The following is a 23687-nucleotide window of genomic DNA, read 5'->3' on the forward strand; positions in this document are numbered from 1 at the left end:
TTCCGGCGGCGACGACGCGCGGGACGCGCCATGCAGCGGGCGCGGTCAGACCCCGCGACTGCGTCCGGGGCCGGCAGTATTCACGCAATAAAAAGCCGGCGCCGCCACTGGCGGCACCGGCTGTTTCGCGTGTGAGCGATGCGGAGGATTGCGTTACGCGAGCGCCTTCTCGACGATCTCGCGCACGTCGCGCGATTTCGCGCCGGCGGCGACCTGCTCGAGCGCTTCGCGCATCCGGTCGCGCAACGCGGGCGTGAAGCGGCGCCACAGTTCGAGCGAGCGGGCGAGGCGCGCCGCGACCTGCGGGTTGATCGCGTCGAGCGCGAGCACCTGTTCGGCCCAGAATGCGTAACCCGAGCCGTCCGCCGCGTGGAATTGCGCGGGGTTGGCCGCGCAGAAGCTGAAGATCAGCGAACGTGCGCGATTCGGATTCTTCAGGTTGAACGCGGGGTGCGCGAGCAGCTTGCGAACCTTCGCGAGCGTCGGCTGCGCGGGCGTACCGCGTTGCGCGGCCTGCATCGCGAACCATTTGTCGATCACGAGCGCTTCCTTCTCGAAGCGGCGGTAGAAATCGTCGAGCGCGTGCTCGGCCGGTTCGTTCGCGCCGGCGGCCGCGGCGGACAGCAGCGCGCCGAGTGCGGCCGCGCGATCGGTCATGTTGTTCGCCGCGTCGTATTGCGCGGTCGCGAGGCGCACGGCATCGACCGGATCCTCGAGTTCGGCGAGATACGCGAGCGCGAGATTCTTCAGCGCGCGGCGGCCGGAGGCCTCGGGCGTCGGTTCGTAGGCGCCGGGCGTCTGGTGCTGCTCGTACGCGGCGAGCCAGTCGGCGCGCAGTGCGGTGGCGAGCTGGCGGCGCACGAACTGGCGCGCGCGATGCACGGCGGCCGGATCGGCTTCCGCCATCTGGTCGGCGAGGTAGGTTTCCGACGGCAGCGTCAGCGCGAGTTCGCGGAACGCGGGCGACAGCGTCGCGTCGGTCAGCACGCGGCGGAAGGCGGCAACGAAGTTCTCGCCGAGCGTGAGCGGCTCGTTCGCGGCGGCACGCGAGGCGAGCGTCAGCAGCGCGCGCGTCGCGAGGCGCTGGCCGGCTTCCCAGCGGTTGAACGGATCGCTGTCGTGCGCGAGCAGGAACGCGAGGTCGTCGTCGCTGTAGTCGTACTCGACGATCACCGGCGACGAGAAGTTGCGCAGCAGCGACGGCAGCGGTTGTTCCGGCACGTCGACGAACGTGAAGGTCTGTTCGGTGTCGGTGAAGTCGAGCACGCGCGTCGTGCCGGCCGCGGCGGCTTCGCCGTCGAGGCGCAGCGGCAGGTCGCGGCCGTCGCGGCCGATCAGGCCGATCGCGAACGGGATCAGCAGCGGGCCTTGCTGCGTTTCGCGCGCGGCCGGCGACGCGTCGCCGTAGCCCCCCTGCGCGAGCGTGACGGTATAGCGGCGCGCGGCCGCGTCGTACGCGGTGCGCACCGACACGCGCGGTGTGCCGGCCTGGCTGTACCAGCGCTCGAACTGCGCGAGGTCACGCCCGTTCGCGTCGGCCATCGCGTGGCGGAAGTCGTCGCAGGTCACGGCGTGCCCGTCGTGGCGCTTGAAATACAGGTCCATCCCCTTGCGGAAGCCGTCGCGGCCGAACAGCGTCTGGTACATCCGCACGACTTCCGAGCCTTTCTCGTAGACGGTCATCGTGTAGAAGTTGTTGATCTCGACGTAGCTCTCCGGGCGCACCGGGTGCGCCATCGGGCCGGCATCCTCGGCGAACTGCAACTGGCGCAGCACCCGCACGTCCTCGATGCGCTTGACCGCGCGGGCCGCCGATTCGACGGCGTCGCCCGCGGCCATGTCGGCCGAGAATTCCTGGTCGCGGAACACCGTCAGCCCTTCCTTCAGGCTCAGCTGGAACCAGTCGCGGCAGGTCACGCGGTTGCCGGTCCAGTTGTGGAAGTACTCGTGGCCGACCACCGACTCGATGTTCGCGAAGTCGGTGTCGGTCGCGGTCTCGGGGTTCGCCAGCACGTACTTCGTGTTGAAGATGTTGAGCCCCTTGTTTTCCATCGCGCCCATGTTGAAGTCGCCGACCGCGACGATCATGAAGCGGTCGAGATCGAGCTCGAGGCCGAAGCGCTTCTCGTCCCAGCGGATCGAATGGATCAGCGAATCCATCGCGTGACGCGTCTTGTCGAGATCGGCCGGCTCGACCCACACCTGCAGCAGCTTTTCCTTGCCCGAGCCGGTCGTGATCTTCTCCTCGATCGCGACGAGCTTGCCGGCGACCAGTGCGAACAGGTAGCTCGGCTTGCGGAACGGGTCTTCCCACTTCGCGAAGTGGCGGCCATCGGGCAGGTCGCCGGAATCGACGAGGTTGCCGTTCGACAGCAGCACCGGGTAGGCGGCCTTGTCGGCGCGCAGCGTCACCGTGTACGACGCCATGACGTCCGGGCGATCGAGGAAGTAGGTGATGCGGCGAAAGCCCTCGGCTTCGCACTGCGTGAAGAAGTTGCCGCTCGATACATAGAGACCCGACAGCGTCGTATTCTGGTCGGGAGCGCATGCGCTTTCGAGCGTCAGCTCGAATGCATCGGGGACGTTCTCGACGGTCAGCCCGTGCTCGTGCGCGCGCACGGCGCCATGCGGCGCGCCGTCCAGCCGTGCGCCGACGAATTCGAGCGCTTCGCCCATCAGCTCCAGGTGCGGCGCGGGCGCGGCGTCCGGGTTGCGGCGCACGCGCATCGTATTCCTGACGATCGTACGGGCCGGCGCGAGATCGAATTCGAGCGCAACGGTATCGATGAGAAAGGCCGGCGGCGTGTAGTCGGCGCGGCGGATCACGGTGGAGGAAGCGTTGTCGGACATGGTCGTCGAGATCGGTGGTGTGGGGGACGGGCCCGTGGCACGGGCCGGGCGAACCGGGCCATTGTACAAAGGCTTGCGGCTGCGTGCCGGGCGAACTTTTTACCGGTTCCGGGAGTCCGCGTATTATCGGCATCCCGTTACGGTTCGCGCGGTGCGACGAACGGGTGACGGATCGAAGAGGATCAACATGAAACGCGAATGGATTCAACGCGGTGCGGGCTGGGCGGCGGTGCTGTGCGTGGCGCTGCTGACCGGCTGCACCAGCTACGTGACGACCCAGGTCACGGCCTTCTCCGACTGGAGCGGCAGCGACGCGACACGCACCTATGCGTTCACCCGCACCGATGCGCAGAAGAACAGCATCGAGCAGTCGACTTACGAGCCGATCGTCGCGAACGAGCTGTCCACGTATGCGTTCCGGCAGGTGCCGCAGGCGCAGGCGCGGTATCTCGTCGGGCTGACCTATGCGGTCGGCAGCGATCTCGTGACGGTGCCGCAGCCCGTCTATTACGATCCGTGGTTCGTCGGGCCGGGGCCGTACTGGCGGCGCGGGCCGTGGGGCCCGTGGGGGCCCTGGGGGCCGATGCCGGCCGGTTATGTCGCGCAGACGTACCAGGTGTTCGACTACACGCTCGGCATCCGCATCACCGAGCGCGCGACGGGCAAGGAGGTTTACAACGTGTCCGCGCGCACGACCGGCGACAACGGCACGCTGCTGTACGCGATGCCGTTCCTCGCGCGCAGCGCGCTCGCCGATTTCCCGCTGTCGAACGGCGCGGTTCGCTCGGTCCGGCTGCCGGTCGACAAGCGCGGCGGCCCGGCGGCACCGGCCGCCAACGAGCGCGCGGTGCCGGCTGCGCCCGCTTCGGGCGCCGCCGCCAAGTAACGCGGCATCAGCCTCGGCGCGGCCGTCCGGCCGCGCCTGCCGTTTTCTTCCCCGTCAGACCCCGACGCCCAGCAGCGCCAGCGCGCCGAGCACGACGAACAGCACGGCCGCGATGCCGTGCACCAGCTTCGTCGGGAGGCGGTGCGCGAAGCGGTCGCCGAGCAGGATCGCGGGCACGTTCGCGAGCATCATCCCGAACGTCGTGCCGGCCACGACACCGATGTAGTCCTGGAAGCGCGCGGCCAGCGCGACGGTCGCGATCTGCGTCTTGTCGCCCATTTCCGCGAGGAAGAACGCGACGAGGGTCGCGCCGAACACGCCGAGCCGCGAACGGTTGGCATTGGCCTCGTCGGCGTCGAGCTTGTCCGGCACGAGGATCCACAACCCCATCGCGATGAACGAGAACGCGAGCGCCCAGCGCATGATCGACGGCGTGACCAGCGCGCCGAGCCATTCGCCGAGCGCGCCGGCGAAACCGTGGTTCACGAGCGTCGCGACGAGCACGCCGAGAATGATCGGCACCGGCTTGCGATAGCGCGCGGCCAGGACGAGGGAAAGCAATTGGGTCTTGTCGCCGATTTCAGCGAGGGCGACGGCGCCGGTGGAGATCAGGAAGGCTTGGGACACGTATGGGGTTCCACGGGCCGGTGTTGTGCGTGCGAGCGACGATCCACGGCGCGCCGGGCCCTGATGCGGCGCACTGTGAACCATCGGTCTCGCCAGGCCTAGGTGGCTGCGCCCGCCATGGCCGCAAGGCCAAGTCTGTTGACGGACGCCTCCGTCACGATGCGCGCCGGGGGCGCGGGACATCGAGCGGAGCGGCTACTCCCCAATGAGCGGCGAATTCTAGCACGGCGTGTCGCGCGCGGGAAAGCGGTCGAGCGGCGCGGCGCCTGGTGCTCGGCAAGCTCCGGCTGTACGGCAGACGGGCAGACGGGCAGGCAGACGCGGCGGCGAACGCCCGCGCCTGCCGGGACACCCCCCGGAACGCCGTTACGCGGCGGGGCGGCGCGCCGCCCCGCGCTCGTGGACGAGTTTGCCGGCCGCATAGGTGCGGTACACCGCGCGGTCGTCGCCGAGCAGCGCGAACGCGAACAGCAGTTCCTCGAGCGAATCCGCGCGCTTCGTGCGGCGCGCGAGCAGCGGCGTGGCCCGCGGATCGAGCACGACGAAGTCGGCCTCCGTGCGCGGCTTGAGCGTGCCGACCGTGTCGGCGAGGTCGAGCGCCTGCGCGGCGCCGGCCGTCGCGAGCCAGAACATCCGGGTCGCGGTCAGGTGGTGGCCCGACAGCCGCGCGACCTTGTGCGCTTCGTTCATCGTCTGCAGCATCGAGAACGACGTGCCGCCGCCGACGTCGGTCGCGAGCGTGACGGGCACGTCGTATTCACCGGCCTTGTCGAAATCGAACAGCCCGCTGCCGAGGAAGAAGTTCGACGTCGGGCAGTGCGCGACGACGGTGCGCGTCTCGGCCATCCGGCGGCGGTCCTCGTCGTCGAGGTGGATGCAGTGGCCGTACACCGCGCGCGGGCGCAGCAGCCCGTAGCGGTCGTAGATGTCGAGATAGCTGCGATGGCCGGGGAACAGCTCGGCCACCCATTTCACCTCGTCGACGTTCTCCGCGACGTGGCTCTGTACGAACACGTCCGGATGGCGGCGCGCGAGTTCGCCGCACGCCTCGAGCTGCGCTTCGGTCGACGTCGGCGCGAAACGCGGCGTGAGCGCGTACATCTGGCGGCCCTTGCCGTGCCAGCGGCCGATCAGCTCGGCACTGTCGTCGTAACCGGATTGCGCGGTATCGCGCAGGAATTCGGGGCAGTTGCGATCCATCAGCACCTTGCCCGCGATCATCCGCAGGTCGCGCGCGTCGCTCGCCGCGAACAGCGCATCGGCCGACTGCTTGTGCACCGTGCAGTAGACGAGCGCGCTCGTCGTGCCGCAGGCGAGCAGTTCGTCGACGAAGAAGTCGGCCACCTCGCGCGCATGCTCGGGATCGCCGAACTGGCGCTCGGTCGGGAACGTGTACTTGTCCAGCCACGGCAGCAGTCCCGGTGCCGGCGACGCGATCATGTCCGTCTGCGGATAGTGGATGTGCGTGTCGATGAAGCCGGGCACGATCAGCTTGTCGCGCAGGTCATGGACGATCGCGTCGCGCGCGAGCGTCGCGGCGAGCTGCGCGTACGGGCCGGCCGCGACGACTTTGCCGTCGTCGACGATCAGGAGGCCGTCGGTCTCGTAGTTCGCGGCCTGGCTCGATTGCGCCGGGTCGCCGTTGAAAGTCAGCAGCTGGGAACGGAAAGCGGTTTGCGTCATGACGAATGGTCCTGCATCAAGGTAAGGCGAACAGAAGAAAGCGATCGACGCCGGAGGGCGGCGGGACGGCGCTTCGCGAGCGGTAGCGGCACGCTGCGTGCGGCGCGACCGGAGGCGATTGCGCGGGCGAACGTGGCGGCCGAAGCCGCCGGCGAGTGGTTGCCGGCGGGCCTCGCAGCCGCTGCGTTCGCGACCGGTGCGGCGGCGACCGCAGCGGCAAACCGCGACGGCAAGCACGGGCGGGCGACGACGAATGGCGCGCTCGCCGCGCGGGCACGCACGCGACCGTTCCGGCGCGATGCCGGGCCGGTGGTTGCGAAGCGGATGCCGTTGCCGTGTTTCATCTGTCTGGGGTTCCTCGATGCGGGCCGTCAGGCGGCCTGCCAGTACGCGTCGAGGCGCGCGTACAGTGCGTCGCGCTGCGCCGGATCGATGAACGATGCCTCGAAGCCGTTGCGGATCACCGCATGGACTTCGGCATCCGTGAGTTGCAGCCCTTCGGCCGTCGCGAAGTAGTTTTCATTGACGTAGCCGCCGAAATAGGCCGGATCGTCGGAGTTGATCGTCACCGCGACGCCGCGATCGAGCAGCGCCTTCAGCGTGTGTTTCGCCATGTCGTCGAATACGCACAGCTTGAGGTTCGACAGCGGGCAGACGGTCAGTGCCGTGCGCGTCCTGGCGAGACGCTCGACCAGGGCCGCGTCCTCGATGCTGCGCACGCCGTGGTCGATCCGGTCGACCTTCAGCACGTCGAGCGCCTCGTAGATGTATGCGGGCGGGCCTTCCTCGCCCGCATGTGCGACGAGCTTCAGCCCGAGCGCGCGTGCCTTGTCGAACACGCGCGCGAACTTCGTCGGCGGATGGCCGAGTTCGGACGAATCGAGGCCCACGCCGATCAGGCGATGACGATAGCGCTCGAACAGCGGCAGCGCGGATTCGAACGTCGCGAGCGCGTCCTCTTCGGACAGGTGGCGCAGGAAGCACAGAATCAGCTTGCTCGACAGCCCGCGCTGCTCGTAATCGGCGAGTGCGCGCTCGATGCCCGCGACTACCGTCTCGATCGGCACGCCGCGTTCGGTGTGCGTTTGCGGATCGAAGAACAGTTCGGTGTGGACGACGTTGTCGGCGAGCGCGCGTTCGCAGTACGCGGCCGTCATGTCGTAGAAATCCTGCTCGGTCAGCAGCACGCTCGCACCGGCGTAATAGATGTCGAGGAACGACTGCAGGTCGGTGAACGCGTAGGCGGCGCGCAACGCGTCGATCGAGTCGTATGCGAGTTTCACGTCGTTGCGCTGCGCGAGCGCGAAGATCAGCTCGGGTTCGAGCGAGCCTTCGATGTGGATGTGCAGCTCCGCTTTCGGCGCGCGGGCAATCTTGTCCTTGAATGTCGGGGTCATGGCGTCGTTCTTGGTCGGTCAGTAGGTAGGGGAAGCCTGCGCGGCCGCGTTCGCTTCGACGGCCTGCAGCAATTGCGCAGCCACCGAGATCGCGATCACTTCGGGTGCCTTGTCGATGATGCCTTCGACACCGATCGGGCAGCGCATCCGCGCGACCTGGGCCGGGTCGATGCCGATCGCCGCGAGGCGATGATCGAACTGCACGCGCTTGGCGTGCGAGCCGGTCATCCCGAAGTATGCATAGTCGCCGCGTCGCAGGATGCGCTCGGCCAGCACGAAATCGAGTGCGTGGTCGTGCGTCATCACGACGAAGTAGGACTGCGGCGGCGCCGTGTCGACGGTGTCGGCCGGGGCAGCGGCCGCCTCGATCGCGAGGTTGCCGATGCCGGCGAGCGTGTCGGCCGGCGGGAACACCGCATCGGGCCCGTCGATCCAGCGCACGTGGCACGGCAGCGTCGCCAGTACCTTCACGAGCGCGGTGCCGATGTGCCCGGCGCCGAACAGCACGACGGGGAACGCATACGGCGCGATCGTTTCGGTCATCAGCGACACGCCGCCGGTTTCCCACAGCAGGCAGTCGGCACGCGCGGCTTCCGATTCGGGCTCGCTCAACAGCGGCGCGCCCGGCGAGGGGCCGAATGATACGCTACGCACGGTCGCGGCGCCGGCCGCGACACGCTTCGCGAGCGACATGATCCAGCCGAGATCGCCGACGTCGAGCCGCTCGAACGCGAGCACCACGGCGCCGCCGCAGCACTGGCCGAGGCTCGGGCCGAGCGCGAGCCGTTCGAGCCGGCGCGCGTGCGCGCCGTCCTTCAGCAGATGCCGCGCGATCTCGATCGCCTTCCATTCCAGATGACCGCCGCCGATCGTATGGCGGGCCGTGTCGCGCGTGACGAGCATCTTGGTGCCGGCTTCGCGCGGCGCGGAACCGTCGGTGTGCGCGACCGTCACGAGCACGGCCGCTTCGCCGTGCGCGAGCAGTTGCTGCAGATCGCCGAGCCAGGCTTCCATCAGCACACCCCGTGCGAAACGACGCGGCACGACACGCGGCGCGGGCTGGCGAGCGTGGCGGCAACGATGACGGACGGGAGCGGGGCGGGCCGGCCGCACGGCGAATGCGGTGCGGCGGCGCGGGGACGGTGCGCGCGGACGGCACCGCCGGATGCGCGGACGCCATGAGGATGACGGATGCGGATGGTTTGCGTTGTCATGATGAATCCAGTCGACATTGCGGATCGGGCGCGCGTTACGCAGGGGTGGTGAGACCGCCTGGCCTCGCGCACGTAGATCGCCATCCAGTCCCGAAGATAGCACCGCACGGCGACGGGAACATCGCGGGGCGCTGATCCGGGCTATCAGGAGGCGATCATGTCGATCATAGGCCCGCCGCTCGGGATCGGGGCGCCGATGCGTGCACATCGGGCCAAAACGCAGGCGTGGCGGGGCTGGGCGCGGAAGTCGCGCGATGCGCGTTCGCCCGGCTATCCGGGCGGCGGCGAGGTAGGTGTTTACGCGGGGCCGCCCGGGTACGGCCGGTCAGGGGCGACCGGCCGGGCCGGTTCGGCGAATGCTCCGGTGCCGGGCTTGCCGGCCGGCGGCGTGCGGCCCGGGTGAGCGGGCCGCGCGCGGGCCGGTGCGAAACCGGCCGGTCAGGCCGCGAGCTTGCGGCGATGGCGCCAGAGGCTCGCGACGACGGCAACCAGGATCGCGGCGAAGCCGAGCAGCGCCCAGCCGGGCAGCAGGATGCCGAAGATCGGCGGGTAGACGGTCTCGCACAGCCCGGCGACCTTGAACATGCCGGGGAACCACTGCGCGGGCGGCAGGCTGTCGACGATCGGCTGCAGCGTGTCGAAGCCGCAGCTGAAGCCCGGATTCATCTGGATCGACAGATGCCGGGCGGCCGTGCCGACGCCGCCGGCGGCGGCGATCGCGATCAGCAGCTCGAGCACCCAGATGACGCGCCAGTTGCGGATCCCGGCGGCCAGGAACGCGAAGATCCCGATCGCACAGAAGAAGTAGCGCTGGATGATGCACAGCGGGCAGGGATCTTCGTTCTTCACGTACTGCAGGTAGAGCGCACCGGCCAGCAGGGCGATGCACACCCAGCCGAGCAGCATCAGCAGGCGGCGTTCGCGGCGGATTGCGAGCGTGTAGTCGTTCATGTCGGCGGGGTTCCTCGTGGGGTCGGTCCGGAAAACAATCGCGCGATTTTAGCGCGAACGGTCTGGCACGAAACTGACAGCGCGCGTGCGGCAACCTGCCGCACCGCGCGTCCTGTCCGCCGGCGCTCGGCTGGCTGCGTTCAGCGGATCGTATTGAGCACGGCCTCGACGGCCTGGCCGATCGCGAGCAGCGCGTCGTCGCGATGCGGTGCGGCCGCGAGCATCAGGCCGACCGGCGCCGCGTCGCGCGGATGGCACGGCAGCGACAGCGCGCACGCGTCGAGGAAGTTGAACGCGCTCGGGTTGCGCAGGATCAGCGCGTTGGTGCGCGTGAACGCGGCGTCGTCCGTTTCGAGGTCGGCGATGCGCGGCGGCACGACCGGCACCGTCGGCGCGACGAGCGCATCGAAGCGCGCCCAGACCGTGTGCGCGGCTTCGTCGAGCATCGCGGTGCGCGCGGCGAGCAGGTCGAGATAGTCGGCCGCGCTCGCGGGTTCGCCCTTCAGGATGCGTGTGAGCACGCGCGGATCGTACTGGTCGCGGTGCCGTGCGAGCAGCGGGCGATGCCATGCGTAGGCCTCGATCGGCGAGAAGCCAAAGCGGTTGACGTCCGGCAGCCGGTCGAGCGCCGGGAAGCGCACTTCCGTGACGATCGCGCCGGCGGCTTCGAGATGCTTGAGCGCGGCGTCGAGCGCGGCCGCGACGTCGGCATCGACACCGTCCGTCACGTAGTTCGTCAGCACGCCGAGCCGTACGCCCTCGAGCGGCCGGGCGGCCGGCACGTGCGGTTCGAGGCCCGCGAGCATCCGGTCGACGAGCGCGCAGCAGGCGACCGTCAGGCCGATCGGGCCGAACGAGTCGAGCGTCGTCGACAGCGGTACGCCGCCTTGTGTCGGGATCCGGCTCGCGGTCGGCTTGAATCCCGTCAGCCCGCACAGTGCGGCCGGAATGCGGATCGAGCCGCCCGTGTCGGTGCCGAGCGCGACGGCGGCCATCCCGTCGGCGACGGACGCGGCCGCGCCGGACGACGAGCCGCCGGAAATCCGTGCGTCGCCCGGCACGTCGCGGTGGTACGGCGAGCGCGGGTGGCCGAAGTGCGGATTCAGCCCGAGCCCCGAGAACGCGAACTCGCTCATGTTGGTGCGGCCGACCAGCACCGCGCCCGCCCGCTTGAGCCGAGCGACGGCGACCGCATCGGTGCGCGCGGCCGGCGCGCCGTCGAGCACGCGCGAACCCGCGCGCGTGACCTGGCCCGCGACGTCGAACAGGTCCTTGACCGACACGGGAATGCCCGCGAGCGGCGACAGCACGGTGCCCGCGGCGCGCAGCCGGTCGTGCGCGTCGGCGGCCGCACGCGCGTTGTCGGCATCGACTTCGGTGAAGACGACCGCACCCTGGCCCGACGGATCGGCGATCCGGTCGAGCGCGGTGTCGACGAGCGCGCGGCTCGTGGTCCGGCCGGCGGCGAGGTCGGCGGCGAGCTGGGCGAGCGGGGGAAAGGGCGTGAAAGTGGTCATGGCGGCTCAGGGGCGAAGATGTTGAAGAAGCGTGGAGCGGAACGAGTCGATATGGTTTTCGACGGCCGCGCGTGCGCCGGCGGCATCGCGCGCGGACAGCCGGTCGAACAGTTCGCGATGTTCGTGCTGGACGTCGGCGAGATGATGGGGTTCGGACAGCGTGACGAACCAGAAGCGCAACGAGCGTTCGTGCAGCGCGCGCAGGATGTCGGCGAGAACCGCATTGCGCGCGGCCGCGGCGATCGCCTGGTGGAACGCGCGGTCGAGTTCCATCATGCCCTCGACGTCGTGCGTGTCGACGCACGCCTGTCCTTCGTCGAGCAGCGCGGCCAGGCGCGCGAGATCGTCGGGCGTCGCATGGCGCGCCGCGAGTTCCGCACAGTGCGCTTCGTTGATGCGCCGCACGTCGATCACCGCGACGATGTCGTCGAGCGACAGCGGCTGCACCATCAATCCCTTGCGCGGCATCACGGACAGCAGCCCTTCGAGCACGAGCCGATGCACGGCCTGGTGCACCGGCGTGCGGCCGATCCCGGTGCGGGCGACGAGGTCGGCTTCGTTGAGTGCGGAGCCGGGCTTCAGGCGCATCGTGATGATGTCGCGCTGGATCAGTGCGTACGCGCGGTCGGCGAGGCTGGCCACCGGTGCGGCGGGGCGGTCGCGGGTGACGTCGGTCAGGGCATTCATGCGGGGCGGGGCGCGGCGGCCGGACGGGGCGCGATCATGGCGCGGGCGATCGGGAAGTGTGGACGATGCCTGGATATTATTGTGATATATCACTGGTGTCCAGTACCGGCGGCGGTGCACCGGCTTGCCGGCGCGGGGGACGGGGCGCTTGCCGGCGCGGTTTGCCGCCGACTTGCAACAATATCGACAGGATGTTGCAGGTTTGCCGCGCGATCGTGCGCTGAAGCATAATGAATCCTCGTTTATCCATACGCGTGAGCGACGTACCAGACCATCGTCATGAGCGAAAACACGCCTTCCCCGGCCGGTCTGCCCGGCACCTCCTCCGTTTCTTCCGATTCCCCCCGTACCGATCCGGCGAAAGCGCCCGATGCGCCGGCAGCCCAGGCCGCCGCGCAGAACGTCGCCGCGGACGGCGCGTCGCCGGTCACGGCGGCGTCCGAGCCGGGTGCGCCCGGTGCGACGGGCGCCGCCGTCGACGGCGCTGTTGCCGCGCCGCCGAAGCATGGCGCGCCGCCGCCGGGGTTCGGCGCGCAGCCCGACTTCGACACGCCGCGGCCGCCGCCGGCGAGCGCGCAGAATGCGCCGCCGGCCTACCTGAAGCAGAGCGACACGCCGTGGTCGGTGTTCGGCCGGATCGTGGCCGCGCGCGCGCGCCGGCTGTTCGACCGCGCCGGCCAGCGCATCACGCAGCGCACGCTGCGCATCGGCGTGTCGGCGCGGATCTTCCATCCGGAACCGGGTGCGAAGGGGCTGCGGGGCAAGACGCTGCAGTATCTCGAGGAATCGATCGCGCACTGGGTGATGTCGCGCGACGTGCTCGTGTTCATGATTCCGACCGTCGGCCACCAGGGCATGATTCACCCGAGCAACATCCGCCTGCGCGACTACGCGAAGCATCTCGACGGGCTGCTGCTGCAGGGCGGCGCCGACGTATCGCCGCAAACCTACGCCGCGTCCGACGCCCGCCCCGAATGGCCGGGCGATCGCGTGCGCGACATGTACGAACTCGAGCTGCTGCACGAGTTCGTCGAATCCGGCAAACCCGTCCTCGGCGTGTGCCGCGGCTGCCAGTTGATCAACGTCGCGTTCGGCGGCTCGCTGTACCAGGACATCGCCACCGACGTGCCGACCGCGAATGCGCACGTGAGCGAGCATTACGACCAGCATCGACACGCGATCCGCTTTCCCGATTCGTCGACGCTCGCGAGCATGTTCCCCGGGCGCAGCGAGGCGATCGTCAACTCGATTCACCATCAGGCGATCCGCGATCTCGGCCGCGATCTGAACATCGAGGCCGTGTCGGCGGGCGACGGGATCATCGAAGGCATTCGTCATCGGCGTTCGCCGTTCGTCGTCGGCGTGCAGTGGCACCCCGAGTTCCATCGCGCCGGCGGCTCGGAGCTGCTCGACTGCACGCCGCTGCTCGATGCGTTCCTGCGCGCGGCGCGCGAAACCCGCCTGTAGCCAGCCACTTTTTTCGCGTCGTACGAAGGCCGGCCGCATCCCGATAAATTCGAGATGCGGCCGTTTCGTTTTGAACGATAATCGCGAGTTCCGATTCGTTCGCCGGAGTTCGACGTTGGTTTTCCGAAATTTTTCCCCTGCACGATGCGCAACGTGGATCGTTGCGCTGGCTGCCTGCACGCAAGCGGGCACGGCCTGGTCCGCAGACGCGACCGCGCCGGCCGCCGGTACGCGCCCGGCGGTCACGAGCCTGCGCGGCGACGCGGCGGCGTCCGCCGCGGTGGCGACGGATGTATCCGCGCAAGGCAACGTCGCCGAGCTGACGCAGATGCTGCACGATGGCCGGATCGTCGAAATGCGCACGACGTACAACGGCAGCTACGGTGCGAGCCTGATGTTCGATCCGCGCGAGATGACGTACTACGTCGCGCTGTTCCAGGACAAGCACCTGTGGCGTGTGATCCGGTCGCAGGAGAAGAGCCGCGCGGAGATGGTGTACGCGAACTTCGTTCAGCAGACCGTACAACTCGCCGATATCGAGATCCGTCGTACCGAGCTGGAGGCGCAGAAAGCGTTTCTCGAGCGCGTGATCGCGCTGCAGGCGAACCGGGCGCAGCAGTTGCAGGCCGACCTGAGCGTTGCGCGTAGCCAGCAGGCCGAAGTCGCGCAACGGCAGCGTTCGGCGCAGGAGCAGGCACAGGCGCTGCAGGTCGAGAAGCGGGCCGCGCAGATGCAGTTGCGTGATCTGCAGGAGCAGGTGCGGCAACTCGAGAAGCAGACCGAGACGGGGCTGCCGGCACACAAGTAACGATTCGTCAGACGGACGGAGAGAGACGGGCAAAACCCGGCGAAGCTTGCTTCGCCGGGTTTTTTCATGGCGCGGCCGTCAGCGCGCGAACGCGTCCGGCGTATCGGTCAGGCGGCGGTGGGACAGTTGTGCCGTCCAGTCGAAACCGGCGGCGGGCGTGCGCGTTGCGCGGGTGGGCTGGGTAGCGCGCAGCGCGCCTGCCATCGCGATCCGCGTAAGCGGATCGTCGAGCGTGTCGCGTGGTTCGGCGATTGCGGGCGACGCGGGGGCGAACTGATCATGTGCGCGTGAGGCAACCGTGCTGCTCCGGCCCGGTGGGCGCGCGGCCAGCCGCGACGCGGTTGCGGGCCGGGCCGGTGCCGCCGCCGTCGCGCTGCGTTTGTCGTTCGAACGGAGTGGCGATGCCGTGTGCGGCACGTTGGTCGTTGCGTCGGGACGAAGCGATGCCGGACGAAGCGTGACGTGGTGCATGACCTGCGGCGCTTCGGCCGTTGTCGCGACAGGCGCGGGCATCGTGCGCTGCGGTGGCGCGCTCGTCGACGTATCCGACTGCACCGTCGCAACCCGCACGGTGCCGGACGACGACGTAGCGTGATCCGGCACGCTGCCGGCCGCGTGAATCGCGTATGTGGGCCCGAATCCCGCAGGAGGTTCATATGCGGCGATCAGCCAGCCGATGATGCCGAGCGCGCCGACGCTCCAGCAGATCGCGTACCTCGCACGCCGGTCGTGAGAGCGGCGGATGCGCGTGCCGGCAACGGCAGCCGGCACGACCGGCGCACCAGCCGAAACCGGCATCGATATCGCCACGGGCCGTGGCTGCCAGCGGCACGCGCTGTGCGGCCGGTCGACGTCGATGCAGGATGTCGTCAGCGTGGCGAGACAGTGCCTGCCGGGCCGCGCACCGGGCGCGCCGCGAAAGGTCCATTCGCGGCCGAACGACGGAACGATATCGAGCGGCGTGACGCGAGGGCGGGCGATTGCGCCTTCGACGGGGACGAGGGGCGATGGGGTCATGAGAGCAGTACGCCGTGCGACACGGGCAACCGTGCCGGCCGCGGCGCGGAAATGTCGTCGCTAATCGTGACATTGTGGTCAGGCGGCGAGAGCAGGTCGATCAGAACAATCTGATTTTTGCTTCCGTTTCGGGACGACTCGTACGAGAAGCGTGCCGCGACGGCAATGGCAACGGTCGCGGCGGCACAAGGCAAATGTCGGGTTGGCGTGGCATGATGCGCGAACCATGCCGGTGCGTGCGTCATCGCGCGGCGCGCCGCCGGCGGGCAGCGATGCCCGTGCGCGCCGGCCCGGCCCGGCGCCGCGTGCGTCGTCGGATCCATGTGGCGCCGATTCGCGCCATCCGAGCTGAGCGAGAAAAACATGTCCACAGCGTCACACGCCATCACGCAGGAATCGAAATTCCGCACCGTATTCCGGGTCGTCAGCGGCAACTTCCTGGAAATGTACGACTTCATGGTCTACGGCTATTACGCGTCGGCCATCGCGAAAACCTACTTCCCGAGCGGCAACGCATTCGCGTCGCTGATGCTGTCGCTGTCGGTGTTCGGCGCGGGCTTCCTGATGCGGCCGGTCGGCGCGATCGTGCTTGGTGCGTACATCGACCACCACGGCCGGCGCAAGGGGCTGATCCTGACACTCGGGCTGATGGCGCTCGGCACGCTCACGGTGGCCGCGATACCCGGCTACGCGACGATCGGCGTGCTCGCGCCGGTGCTCGTGCTGCTCGGCCGGCTGCTGCAGGGCTTTTCGGCGGGTGTCGAACTCGGCGGCGTGTCGGTCTATCTGTCGGAGATCGCGACGAAGGGCCACAAGGGGTTCTATACGTCGTGGCAGTCGGGCAGCCAGCAGGTGGCCGTGGTGTTCGCCGCGCTCGTCGGCGTGCTGCTCAACCGCGCGCTGCCGGCCGAGGAGATGACCGCGTGGGGTTGGCGCATTCCGTTCCTGATCGGCTGCCTGATCGTGCCGTTCCTGTTCCTGATCCGGCGTTCGCTGAAGGAGACCGACGAGTTCCTCGCGAAGCGTCATCGTCCGACGATGGGCGAGATCATGCGTTCGATGCTCGACAACTGGGGCGTCGTGGTGGCGGGCATGGGGATGGTGATCATGACGACGGTGTCGTTCTACATGATCACCGCCTATACGCCGACGTTCGGCAAGGAGGTGCTGCACCTGTCGTCGCTCGACGCGCTCGTCGTGACCGTCTGCGTGGGGATTTCCAATCTCGTGTGGCTGCCGCTGTCCGGTGCGTTGTCCGACCGTATCGGTCGCCGCCCGGTGCTGATTGCGTTTACCGTGCTGACGCTGCTGTCGGCTTACCCGGCCGTGCTGTGGCTCGTCGGCGATCCGTCGTTCCTGCGGCTGCTCGCGGTCGAGCTGTGGCTGTCATTCCTGTATGCGTCGTATAACGGCGCAATGGTCGTCGCGCTGACCGAAGTGATGCCGGCCGACGTGCGCACGGCCGGTTTCTCGCTGGCATACAGCCTGGCGACGACGATCGGCGGCTTCACGCCCGCGATCTCGACGCTGCTGATTCATCAGACCGGGAACAAGGCCGCGCCGGGGCTGTGGCTGAGCGTTGCCGCGATTTGCGGGCTGATCGCGACACTCGTGCTGTATCGCACGCCCGAGGCTCGCAACCAGTACAAGGCGGCCTGACGGGCAAGCGCATGCCGCGCGGCGCCGGCCGCACGCGTCGCATGGAAAAAGGGAGCCCGGGTGAACGGCGCTCCCTTTTTTCGTTCGCGTTCAGGCTTCGCGCAGCATGCCGGCGACTGCTGCCGCCACGTCGAGCCATTGCCCCGGTGCGGGCTGGCGGGCGAGCCGGGCCTGCGGATACCACGGGCAGTCGTCGCCGGTGAACCAGCGCCAGTCCGGCGCGAACGGCAGCATGACCCACAGCGGCTTGCCGAGCGCGCCGGCGAGGTGCGCGACCGCGGTATCGATCGTGACGACGCCGTCGAGCCGATCGATCAGCGCGGCCGTGTCGGCAAAGTCGTTCAACCGGCCGTCGAGCCGATGCACGCGCGGATGCGCGTCGACGCGTGCGCGTTCGTCCTCGTCGAGTGCGGGTTGCAGCACGATCCAGTCGATATCCGGCAGCGCGAGCAGCGGCGCGAGCGCGTCGAACGGCATCGAGCGGTTTTCCTGCGCCTGCCGGCGCCCCGACCATGCAAGGCCGAACTTGCGCTTCGACTGCCCGCCGAGCGAGCCGCGAAAGCGCCGGCCGGCGCCGTCGGGGGCGTCGAGGTAGCGCGAGCCCGCGACGATGTCCTCCGCCTGAAGCCCGAGCAGGAACGGCAAGCTCATCAGCGTGCAGGCGACATCGGCGGCAGGCGGTTTCGCGGTGCCCTGTGCGACGAGGGTCACGCGCCAGCGCGCTGCCGCCGGCGCCAGCAGCGTAACGAGTTCCGGCTGGACTTCGAGCACGACGCGCGCGCAGCGCGCGCGAGCGAGCGGCACGAAGCGGACGAACTGCAGCGTGTCGCCGAAGCCCTGTTCCGCGCGGATCAGCAGCGTGCGCGAGGCAATCGGTTCGCCTTGCCAGCGCGGCAGCGTGCCGAGCGGCGTCGCGCCCGGCGTGTCGTGGCGCGCTTCATAGGCGGGCAGGCCGCGCGTGAAGTCGCCGAGCGTCAGCAGCGTGACCGCGCGGTGCAGCCGTGCCAGCGTGAGATCGGGGGCGACACGCAGCGCCTGGTCGAACGCGCGCAGCGCCATCTCGTGCGCACCGAGCGCGTGATGTGCGTTGCCGAGGTTCAGCCAGGCCAGGCTGAACGACGGATCGAGACCGACCGCACGCTCGTAGAAGGGCAGCGCGTCGCGGTGGCGCGCCTGCGCGCTCAGTGCGTTCGCGAGCCCGAACAGCGCGAGCGGGAACGGCGGATGCAGCGCGAGCGCGGCTTCGAATGCGGCGGCGGCCTCGGCATGCCGGCCGACCGCGTCGAACGTGTTGCCGAGATTGAAGTGCGCGGCGACGAAGCGCGGCTGCGCGGCGATCGCGGCCTGGAAGTGCGCGATCGCGTCGTCGGCGCGGCCCATCGCGTTCAGCGCCATCGCGAGGTTGTTGTGCGCTCCCGCATGCCCCGGCCGCAACTCGAGCGCGCGATGGAACGCGGCGAGCGCGTCGTCGTGGCGGCCGAGTGCGTTCAGCGCGTTGCCGAGATTGTTGTGGATCGATGCATCGTCGGGCGTGAGCCGCAGCGCGCGGCCGAATGCGTCGATCGCATCGTCGTGGCGCTGCAGCGCCGCATACGCGTTGCCGAGGTTGTAGTGCGCGAGCGGAAATTCGGGCGCGAGCGTCAGCGCGTTGCGAAAGCGGTCGACCGCTTCGTCGAGCCGGCCGAGCGCCTTCAGCGCGTTGCCGAGATTGAGCTGCAGCGCGGCATCGTCCGGACGCAGCGCGACGGCGCGGCCGACGAGGTCGGCCGCCTCGGCGTGCTGGCCCTGCTGGTGCCGCAGCACGCCGAACAGATGCAGCGCGTCGGCGTTGGCGGGATTGGAGGCGAGCGCGTTGCGATAGCCGTGCTCGGCCTCGGCGAGGCGGCCCGCGCGGTGTGCGGCATACGCCCGGTCGAATGCGGTATCCATGACGCGAAAACTGACGGAAAGGGCGTATTTTCCCACACCGCGCGGCGGTGCCGCGCGTCGGCCGATCGGCATATGGCCCCGTCACGTGGAGCGGCGTAGACTTGCAGGATCGCGTGTCATCGAGGTTCTCATGGCTGACACACTGCCCGATATCCGGCCCGTGCTGATCGTCGGTGCGGGGCCGACCGGCCTTGCCGCGGCGATGAGCCTCGCGCGAGCCCGCGTGCCGGTGCGCATCATCGATCGGCTTGCCGCGCCCGCGCCGCATTCGCGCGCGATCGGCATCCAGGCGCGCACGCTCGAACTGCTGGAGCAGCATCGCGCCGTCGAACCGTTTCTCGCGCTCGGGCATCGTGCGCATGCGGCCGCGCTGCATGCCGACGGCCGCGTGATCGCGCGGCTCGATTTCGATCCGCTGCACACGCGCTATCCGTACCTGCTGTTTCTCGACCAGACCGTCACCGAGCGCCTGCTCGCCGAGCATCTGGCCCGGCTCGGCGTGACGGTCGAGCGCGGCGTGACGCTGACCGCATGCGATGCGGGCGGCGCGTCGCTTGACGTGTCGATCCGCTGCGCCGACGGTCGCGACGAATCGTTCGCGCCGTCGTACCTGATCGCCGCCGACGGCGCGCACAGCACGGTCAGGCATCTGCTCGGCCTGGGCTTCACCGGGCAGGCATTCGAGCAGACGTTCCTGCTCGCCGATTTCGCGGCGATACCCGACTGGCCGGACGAAGAGATCCACCTGTTCGCGACGCCCGAAGGCATGGCCGGCCTGTTTCCGATGGGCGGCGGCCGTTACCGGCTCGTGGCCGACCGGCCGCCCGGCAGCGACGCGTCGTCCGATGCGCCGGTCCCGTCGCTCGCGGAATGCGACGCGATCGTGCGTGCCCGCGCCGGTGCGTCGATCTCGCCGAGCGATCTCGTGTGGTCGTCCTATTTTCACCTGCACAGCCGGATGGTCGACCGGCTGCGTCACGGCCGCGTGTTCTTCGCGGGCGACGCCGCGCACGTTCACAGCCCGGCCGGCGCGCAGGGCATGAACACCGGCATCCAGGAAGCGTTCAATCTTGGCTGGAAGCTCGCGCGCGTGCTCGGCGCGGGCACGCCCGAGCGGCTTCTCGACACGTATCACGCGGAACGTCATCCGATCGAGCGCGACGTGTTGCGGCAGACCGGTTTCGTCACGCAGGTCGTCGAAGCCGAGCGCGGCGCGATGAAGCTGCTGCGCGATCATGTCGTGCCGCTGCTGGCGTCGTTCGGGCCGATGCGCGACGCGGTGCGGCGTACGGTCAGCGAACTCGCCGTGCAGTACCGGAAGAGCCCGCTCACGCTGGAGCGCGTGCTCGACGGCGGGCCGCGCGCAGGTGAGCGGGCACCCGATGCGTACGTGCGCGTGGTCGACGGGCCGCTCGGTCAGGCGCCCGGCACGGCGCGGCTATACGACCTGCACGATCCCGCGAGCTTCACGTTGCTGCTGCTGGAAGAGCCGCCGGATGCCGACACTGGCGCGTTGCCGCCGATACCGGCCGATGCGCAGGTGCTCGCGCAGGGGCTCGAACGGATCATGCCGGACGCGGTGCGCGTCTGGCGCGTCACCGATGCCGAAGGCGGGGATGCCGGGCTTGCGCAGGAATACGGCCGCTCGCGGCCGTCGTTTTACCTGCTCCGGCCCGACGGTTACGTGGCCGCGCGCGGGCGTACGGCGACCGACGCGAATGCGTTGCTGCGCCACTGCGAAAGCTGGTTCGCGGGCATGTCGCGGCCCGCGTAGCGGGGCGGTCAGGCCTTTGCCGCGGCAGGCACGAGAGACGCGCGGTGCGCGGCGATCGCATCGCGCACGATCGGCGCCGCGCGTTGCGCGGCCTCGCCTGACGGATCGTCGAGCGCCGCGAGCAGCGCGCGGCGCATCCGCGGCTCCCAGAAGCGCCGGATATGGTCGGCGATGCCGGCCAGCGCTTCGTCGCGATCGGGCATCGATTCGAAGAATGCGCCGATCTGGTTGGCCATGTCGATCAGGTGTCCGTTGTCCATCGCTTCCTCACTTGCCCGTGGTCACGCCGGCGGTCGCGGCCGCACGGCGCTCGAGCAGATCGAGCTGCTCCGCGTTGAAGCGCGCGTAGGCCTGCTGCCAGTCGGACGGCTGCGCGACGGGCAGCACCTGGACGGCCGTCACCTTGTACTCGGGGCAGTTCGTCGCCCAGTCCGAGCTGTCCGTCGTGATCACGTTCGCACCCGATTCGGGGAAGTGGAACGTCGTATAGACGACGCCCGGCTGCATGCGTTCGGTCACGAGCGCGCGCAGTACCGTCTGCCCCGCACGCGACTCGATGCCGACCCAGTCGCCGCTGCGGATCCCGCGATCCTGCGCGTCGTGCGGATGGATCTCGAGGCGATCCTCCTCGTGCCAGCGGACGTTCTCGGTGCGGCGCGTCTGCGCGCCGACGTTGTATTGCGACAGGATGCGGCCCGTCGTCAGGATCAGCGGATAACGTTGCGTGACCTTCTCCGGCGACGCGATGAACTGCGTGATCACGAACTTGCCCTTGCCGCGCACGAATGCGTCGATGTGCATCGTCGGCGTGCCCTCCGGTGCGTGCTCGTTGCACGGCCACTGGATGCTGCCGAGCGCGTCGAGCTTCGCGTACGACACGCCCGAGAACGTCGGCGTGAGTCGCGCGATCTCGTCCATGATTTCCGACGGATGCGCATAGTCCATCTCGTAGCCGAGCGCGCGCGACAGCATCAGGGTGACTTCCCAGTCCGCGTAGCCCGCGAGCGGCGGCATCACCTTGCGCACGCGCGAGATGCGGCGTTCCGCGTTCGTGAACGTGCCGTCCTTCTCGAGGAACGACGAGCCGGGCAGCAGCACGTGCGCGTATTTCGCGGTCTCGTTCAGGAAGATGTCCTGCACGACGATGCATTCCATGGCCGACAGTGCGGCCGCGACGTGCTGCGTATTCGGGTCCGACTGGACGATGTCCTCGCCCTGGCAATAGAGCCCCTTGAAGCTGCCGTCGAGCGCCGCGTCGAACATGTTCGGGATGCGCAGCCCCGGTTCGGGTTGCAGCGTGGCCGACCACGCCTGTTCGAACTGCGTGCGCACGATCGTGTCGCTGATATGCCGGTAGCCGGGCAGCTCGTGCGGGAACGAACCCATGTCGCACGAGCCCTGCACGTTGTTCTGGCCGCGCAGCGGATTGACGCCGACGCCTTCGCGGCCGACGTTGCCGGTCGCCATCGCGAGGTTCGCGATGCCCATCACCGTCGTCGAGCCCTGCGCGTGCTCGGTCACGCCCAGCCCGTAGTAGATCGCGGCATTGCCGCCCGTCGCGTAGAGGCGCGCGGCTTCACGGACCTGTGCCGCCGGTACGCCCGTCACGTCGGCGGTCGCCTCGGGCGAATTGTCGGCACGCGATACGAATTCGCGCCACTGCTCGAATGCGCGCGTCTCGCAGCGCTCGGCGACGAACGCGTCGGCGACGAGCCCCTCGGTGACGATCACATGCGCGAGTGCGTTGACGATCGCGACGTTGGTGCCGGGGCGCAGCTGCAGATGGTGGGTGGCCTTCACGTGCGGGCCGTCGACGACGTCGATGCGGCGCGGGTCGATCACGATCAGCTTCGCACCTTCGCGCACGCGCCGCTTCAGACGCGAGCCGAACACCGGGTGCCCGTCGGTCGGGTTCGCGCCCATCACGACGATCACGTCGGCCTGGCCGACCGACGCGAACGTCTGCGTGCCGGCCGATTCGCCGAGCGTCGTCTTGAGGCCGTAGCCCGTCGGCGAGTGGCACACGCGTGCGCAGGTGTCGACGTTATTGTTGCCGAATGCGGCGCGCACCAGTTTCTGCACGAGGTAGGTTTCCTCGTTCGTGCAGCGCGACGACGTGATGCCGCCGATCGAGTCGCGGCCGTACTTCTGCTGCAGCTTGCGGAATTGCGTTGCCGCGTAGGTGAGCGCTTCGTCCCAGCTGACTTCGCGCCACGGGTCGGTGATCTTCTCGCGGATCATCGGCTTCGTGATGCGGTCCTTGTGCGTCGCGTAGCCCCACGCGAAGCGTCCCTTCACGCACGCATGGCCTTCGTTCGCGAGGCCGTTCTTGTGCGGCGTCATGCGCACGACCTGCGTGCCCTTCATTTCGGCCTTGAACGAGCAGCCGACGCCGCAGTACGCGCAGGTCGTGACGACGGAGTGTTCCGCCTGCCCGAGTTGCACGACCGATTTTTCCTGCAGCGTGGCGGTCGGGCAGGCGGCGACGCATGCGCCGCACGATACGCATTCCGACGCCATGAACGATTCGCTTTCGCCCGCGGCGACGCGCGATTCGAAGCCGCGTGCGGCGATCGTCAGCGCGAACGTGCCTTGCGTTTCCTCGCAGGCGCGCACGCAGCGGTTGCAGACGATGCACTTCGACGGGTCGTACGTGAAGTACGGGTTCGACTCGTCCTTGCGGTCTTTCAGGTGATTCGCGCCGTCGAAGCCGTAGCGCACCTCGCGCAGCCCGACGACGCCCGCCATGTCCTGCAACTCGCAGTCGCCGTTGGCGGGGCAGGTGAGGCAGTCGAGCGGATGGTCGGAGATGTACAGCTCCATCACGTTGCGACGCAGCGACTGCAGCCGGTCCGACTGCGTGCGCACCTTCATGCCCGCTTCGGCAGGCGTCGTGCACGAGGCGGGATAACCGCGCCGTCCTTCGATCTCGACGAGGCACAGCCGGCACGAGCCGAACGGTTCGAGCGAATCGGTCGCGCAGAGCTTCGGGACGTTGACGCCGGCTTCGATCGCCGCGCGCATCACCGACGTGCCGGCCGGCACGGTGACCGACTGGCCGTCGATTTCGAGCGTGACGTCGGTATCGGCATGCCGTTGCGGCGTGCCGTAGTCGGTATCGTCGAACGGGTCGCGGGCACGCGCTTGCGCGGCGCTCTTGCACGCGCATTGGCCCGAGCCGCAGCCGCCTTGGCGGACGTTGTTCGTGTCGAGGGACATGC

At 69.1% G+C, this 23687-nt stretch carries 19 protein-coding genes and 1 riboswitch; of the genes, 5 read left to right on the forward strand and 14 right to left on the reverse strand.

Going from position 1 to position 23687, the window contains the following annotated elements:
- Positions 1 to 153 precede the first annotated feature (153 nt).
- Positions 154 to 2850, reverse strand: a complete 2697-nt coding sequence (gene pepN / locus PQB87_RS05385; RefSeq protein WP_489242656.1) for an aminopeptidase N — start codon at positions 2848 to 2850, stop codon at positions 154 to 156.
- Positions 2851 to 3037: 187 nt separating this feature from the next.
- Between pepN and PQB87_RS05390 the strand changes: the two genes are divergently transcribed.
- On the forward strand, positions 3038 to 3736 hold the full coding sequence (locus PQB87_RS05390; protein WP_059685575.1) for a DUF4136 domain-containing protein: 699 nt from the start codon (positions 3038 to 3040) through the stop codon (positions 3734 to 3736).
- Between the two features lie 54 nt (positions 3737 to 3790).
- On the opposite strand, the gene PQB87_RS05395 is transcribed toward PQB87_RS05390, so the two are convergent.
- The 8 genes from PQB87_RS05395 to PQB87_RS05430 form a co-directional block, all read right to left on the reverse strand.
- Complete coding sequence (locus PQB87_RS05395; protein ID WP_021163944.1) at positions 3791 to 4363, reverse strand: TMEM165/GDT1 family protein; 573 nt, start codon at positions 4361 to 4363, stop codon at positions 3791 to 3793.
- 78 nt (positions 4364 to 4441) lie between these two features.
- A riboswitch (yybP-ykoY riboswitch) is annotated at positions 4442 to 4579 on the reverse strand.
- Positions 4580 to 4729: 150 nt separating this feature from the next.
- Positions 4730 to 6046 carry a guanine deaminase gene (gene guaD / locus PQB87_RS05400; protein ID WP_111940422.1) on the reverse strand — a complete coding sequence of 439 codons (1317 nt, stop codon included), beginning with the start codon at positions 6044 to 6046 and terminating at the stop codon, positions 4730 to 4732.
- Complete coding sequence (locus PQB87_RS05405) at positions 6043 to 6390, reverse strand: hypothetical protein (RefSeq protein ID WP_153487973.1); 348 nt, start codon at positions 6388 to 6390, stop codon at positions 6043 to 6045. The genes guaD and PQB87_RS05405 overlap by 4 nt, the downstream gene beginning before the upstream one ends.
- A 27-nt stretch (positions 6391 to 6417) precedes the next feature.
- Positions 6418 to 7443 (reverse strand): adenosine deaminase, encoded by a 1026-nt coding sequence (locus tag PQB87_RS05410; protein WP_489242657.1) that lies wholly within the window; start codon positions 7441 to 7443, stop codon positions 6418 to 6420.
- 18 nt (positions 7444 to 7461) lie between these two features.
- A complete protein-coding gene (gene xdhC, locus PQB87_RS05415; RefSeq protein ID WP_489242659.1) occupies positions 7462 to 8457 on the reverse strand; it encodes a xanthine dehydrogenase accessory protein XdhC in 996 nt (331 codons plus the stop codon).
- A gap of 638 nt (positions 8458 to 9095) precedes the next feature.
- On the reverse strand, positions 9096 to 9608 hold the full coding sequence (locus PQB87_RS05420; protein WP_111940428.1) for a disulfide bond formation protein B: 513 nt from the start codon (positions 9606 to 9608) through the stop codon (positions 9096 to 9098).
- A gap of 140 nt (positions 9609 to 9748) precedes the next feature.
- A complete protein-coding gene (locus PQB87_RS05425; protein ID WP_027788083.1) occupies positions 9749 to 11125 on the reverse strand; it encodes an amidase in 1377 nt (458 codons plus the stop codon).
- Between the two features lie 6 nt (positions 11126 to 11131).
- Complete coding sequence (locus PQB87_RS05430) at positions 11132 to 11812, reverse strand: GntR family transcriptional regulator (RefSeq protein ID WP_489242660.1); 681 nt, start codon at positions 11810 to 11812, stop codon at positions 11132 to 11134.
- A gap of 279 nt (positions 11813 to 12091) precedes the next feature.
- Here PQB87_RS05430 and PQB87_RS05435 point away from each other — a divergent pair, with 279 nt between their 5' ends.
- Both PQB87_RS05435 and PQB87_RS05440 read left to right on the forward strand, forming a co-directional pair.
- Entirely contained in the window at positions 12092 to 13279 is a 1188-nt protein-coding gene (locus tag PQB87_RS05435) for a gamma-glutamyl-gamma-aminobutyrate hydrolase family protein (RefSeq protein WP_060060708.1), read from the forward strand.
- A gap of 115 nt (positions 13280 to 13394) precedes the next feature.
- Positions 13395 to 14087, forward strand: coding sequence for a DUF2968 domain-containing protein (locus PQB87_RS05440; protein WP_111940432.1), 693 nt, complete (start codon positions 13395 to 13397; stop codon positions 14085 to 14087).
- 78 nt (positions 14088 to 14165) lie between these two features.
- On the opposite strand, the gene PQB87_RS05445 is transcribed toward PQB87_RS05440, so the two are convergent.
- Both PQB87_RS05445 and PQB87_RS05450 read right to left on the reverse strand, forming a co-directional pair.
- A complete protein-coding gene (locus tag PQB87_RS05445; RefSeq protein ID WP_111940434.1) occupies positions 14166 to 15104 on the reverse strand; it encodes a hypothetical protein in 939 nt (312 codons plus the stop codon).
- Complete coding sequence (locus tag PQB87_RS05450; protein WP_059685565.1) at positions 15101 to 15469, reverse strand: hypothetical protein; 369 nt, start codon at positions 15467 to 15469, stop codon at positions 15101 to 15103. Before PQB87_RS05450 ends, PQB87_RS05445 begins: the two co-directional genes overlap by 4 nt.
- On the opposite strand from PQB87_RS05450, the gene PQB87_RS05455 reads away from it, so the two are divergent.
- Positions 15468 to 16763 carry an MFS transporter gene (locus tag PQB87_RS05455; RefSeq protein ID WP_042973445.1) on the forward strand — a complete coding sequence of 432 codons (1296 nt, stop codon included), beginning with the start codon at positions 15468 to 15470 and terminating at the stop codon, positions 16761 to 16763. The genes PQB87_RS05450 and PQB87_RS05455 overlap by 2 nt on opposite strands.
- A gap of 90 nt (positions 16764 to 16853) precedes the next feature.
- Here the strand turns inward: PQB87_RS05455 and PQB87_RS05460 are convergent, their stop codons facing one another.
- Positions 16854 to 18692: a tetratricopeptide repeat protein gene (locus tag PQB87_RS05460; RefSeq protein WP_404824630.1), complete on the reverse strand. Its 1839-nt coding sequence runs from the start codon at positions 18690 to 18692 to the stop codon at positions 16854 to 16856.
- Positions 18693 to 18822: 130 nt separating this feature from the next.
- Here PQB87_RS05460 and PQB87_RS05465 point away from each other — a divergent pair, with 130 nt between their 5' ends.
- A complete protein-coding gene (locus PQB87_RS05465) occupies positions 18823 to 20466 on the forward strand; it encodes an FAD-dependent monooxygenase (RefSeq protein ID WP_489242661.1) in 1644 nt (547 codons plus the stop codon).
- 8 nt (positions 20467 to 20474) lie between these two features.
- Here PQB87_RS05465 and PQB87_RS05470 read toward each other — a convergent pair whose 3' ends face one another.
- Both PQB87_RS05470 and fdhF read right to left on the reverse strand, forming a co-directional pair.
- Complete coding sequence (locus PQB87_RS05470; RefSeq protein WP_059685558.1) at positions 20475 to 20726, reverse strand: formate dehydrogenase subunit delta; 252 nt, start codon at positions 20724 to 20726, stop codon at positions 20475 to 20477.
- 7 nt (positions 20727 to 20733) lie between these two features.
- On the reverse strand, positions 20734 to 23685 hold the full coding sequence (gene fdhF, locus PQB87_RS05475; protein WP_489242662.1) for a formate dehydrogenase subunit alpha: 2952 nt from the start codon (positions 23683 to 23685) through the stop codon (positions 20734 to 20736).
- Positions 23686 to 23687: the final 2 nt, after the last annotated feature.

This window comes from Burkholderia sp. KL41 (assembly GCF_057005415.2).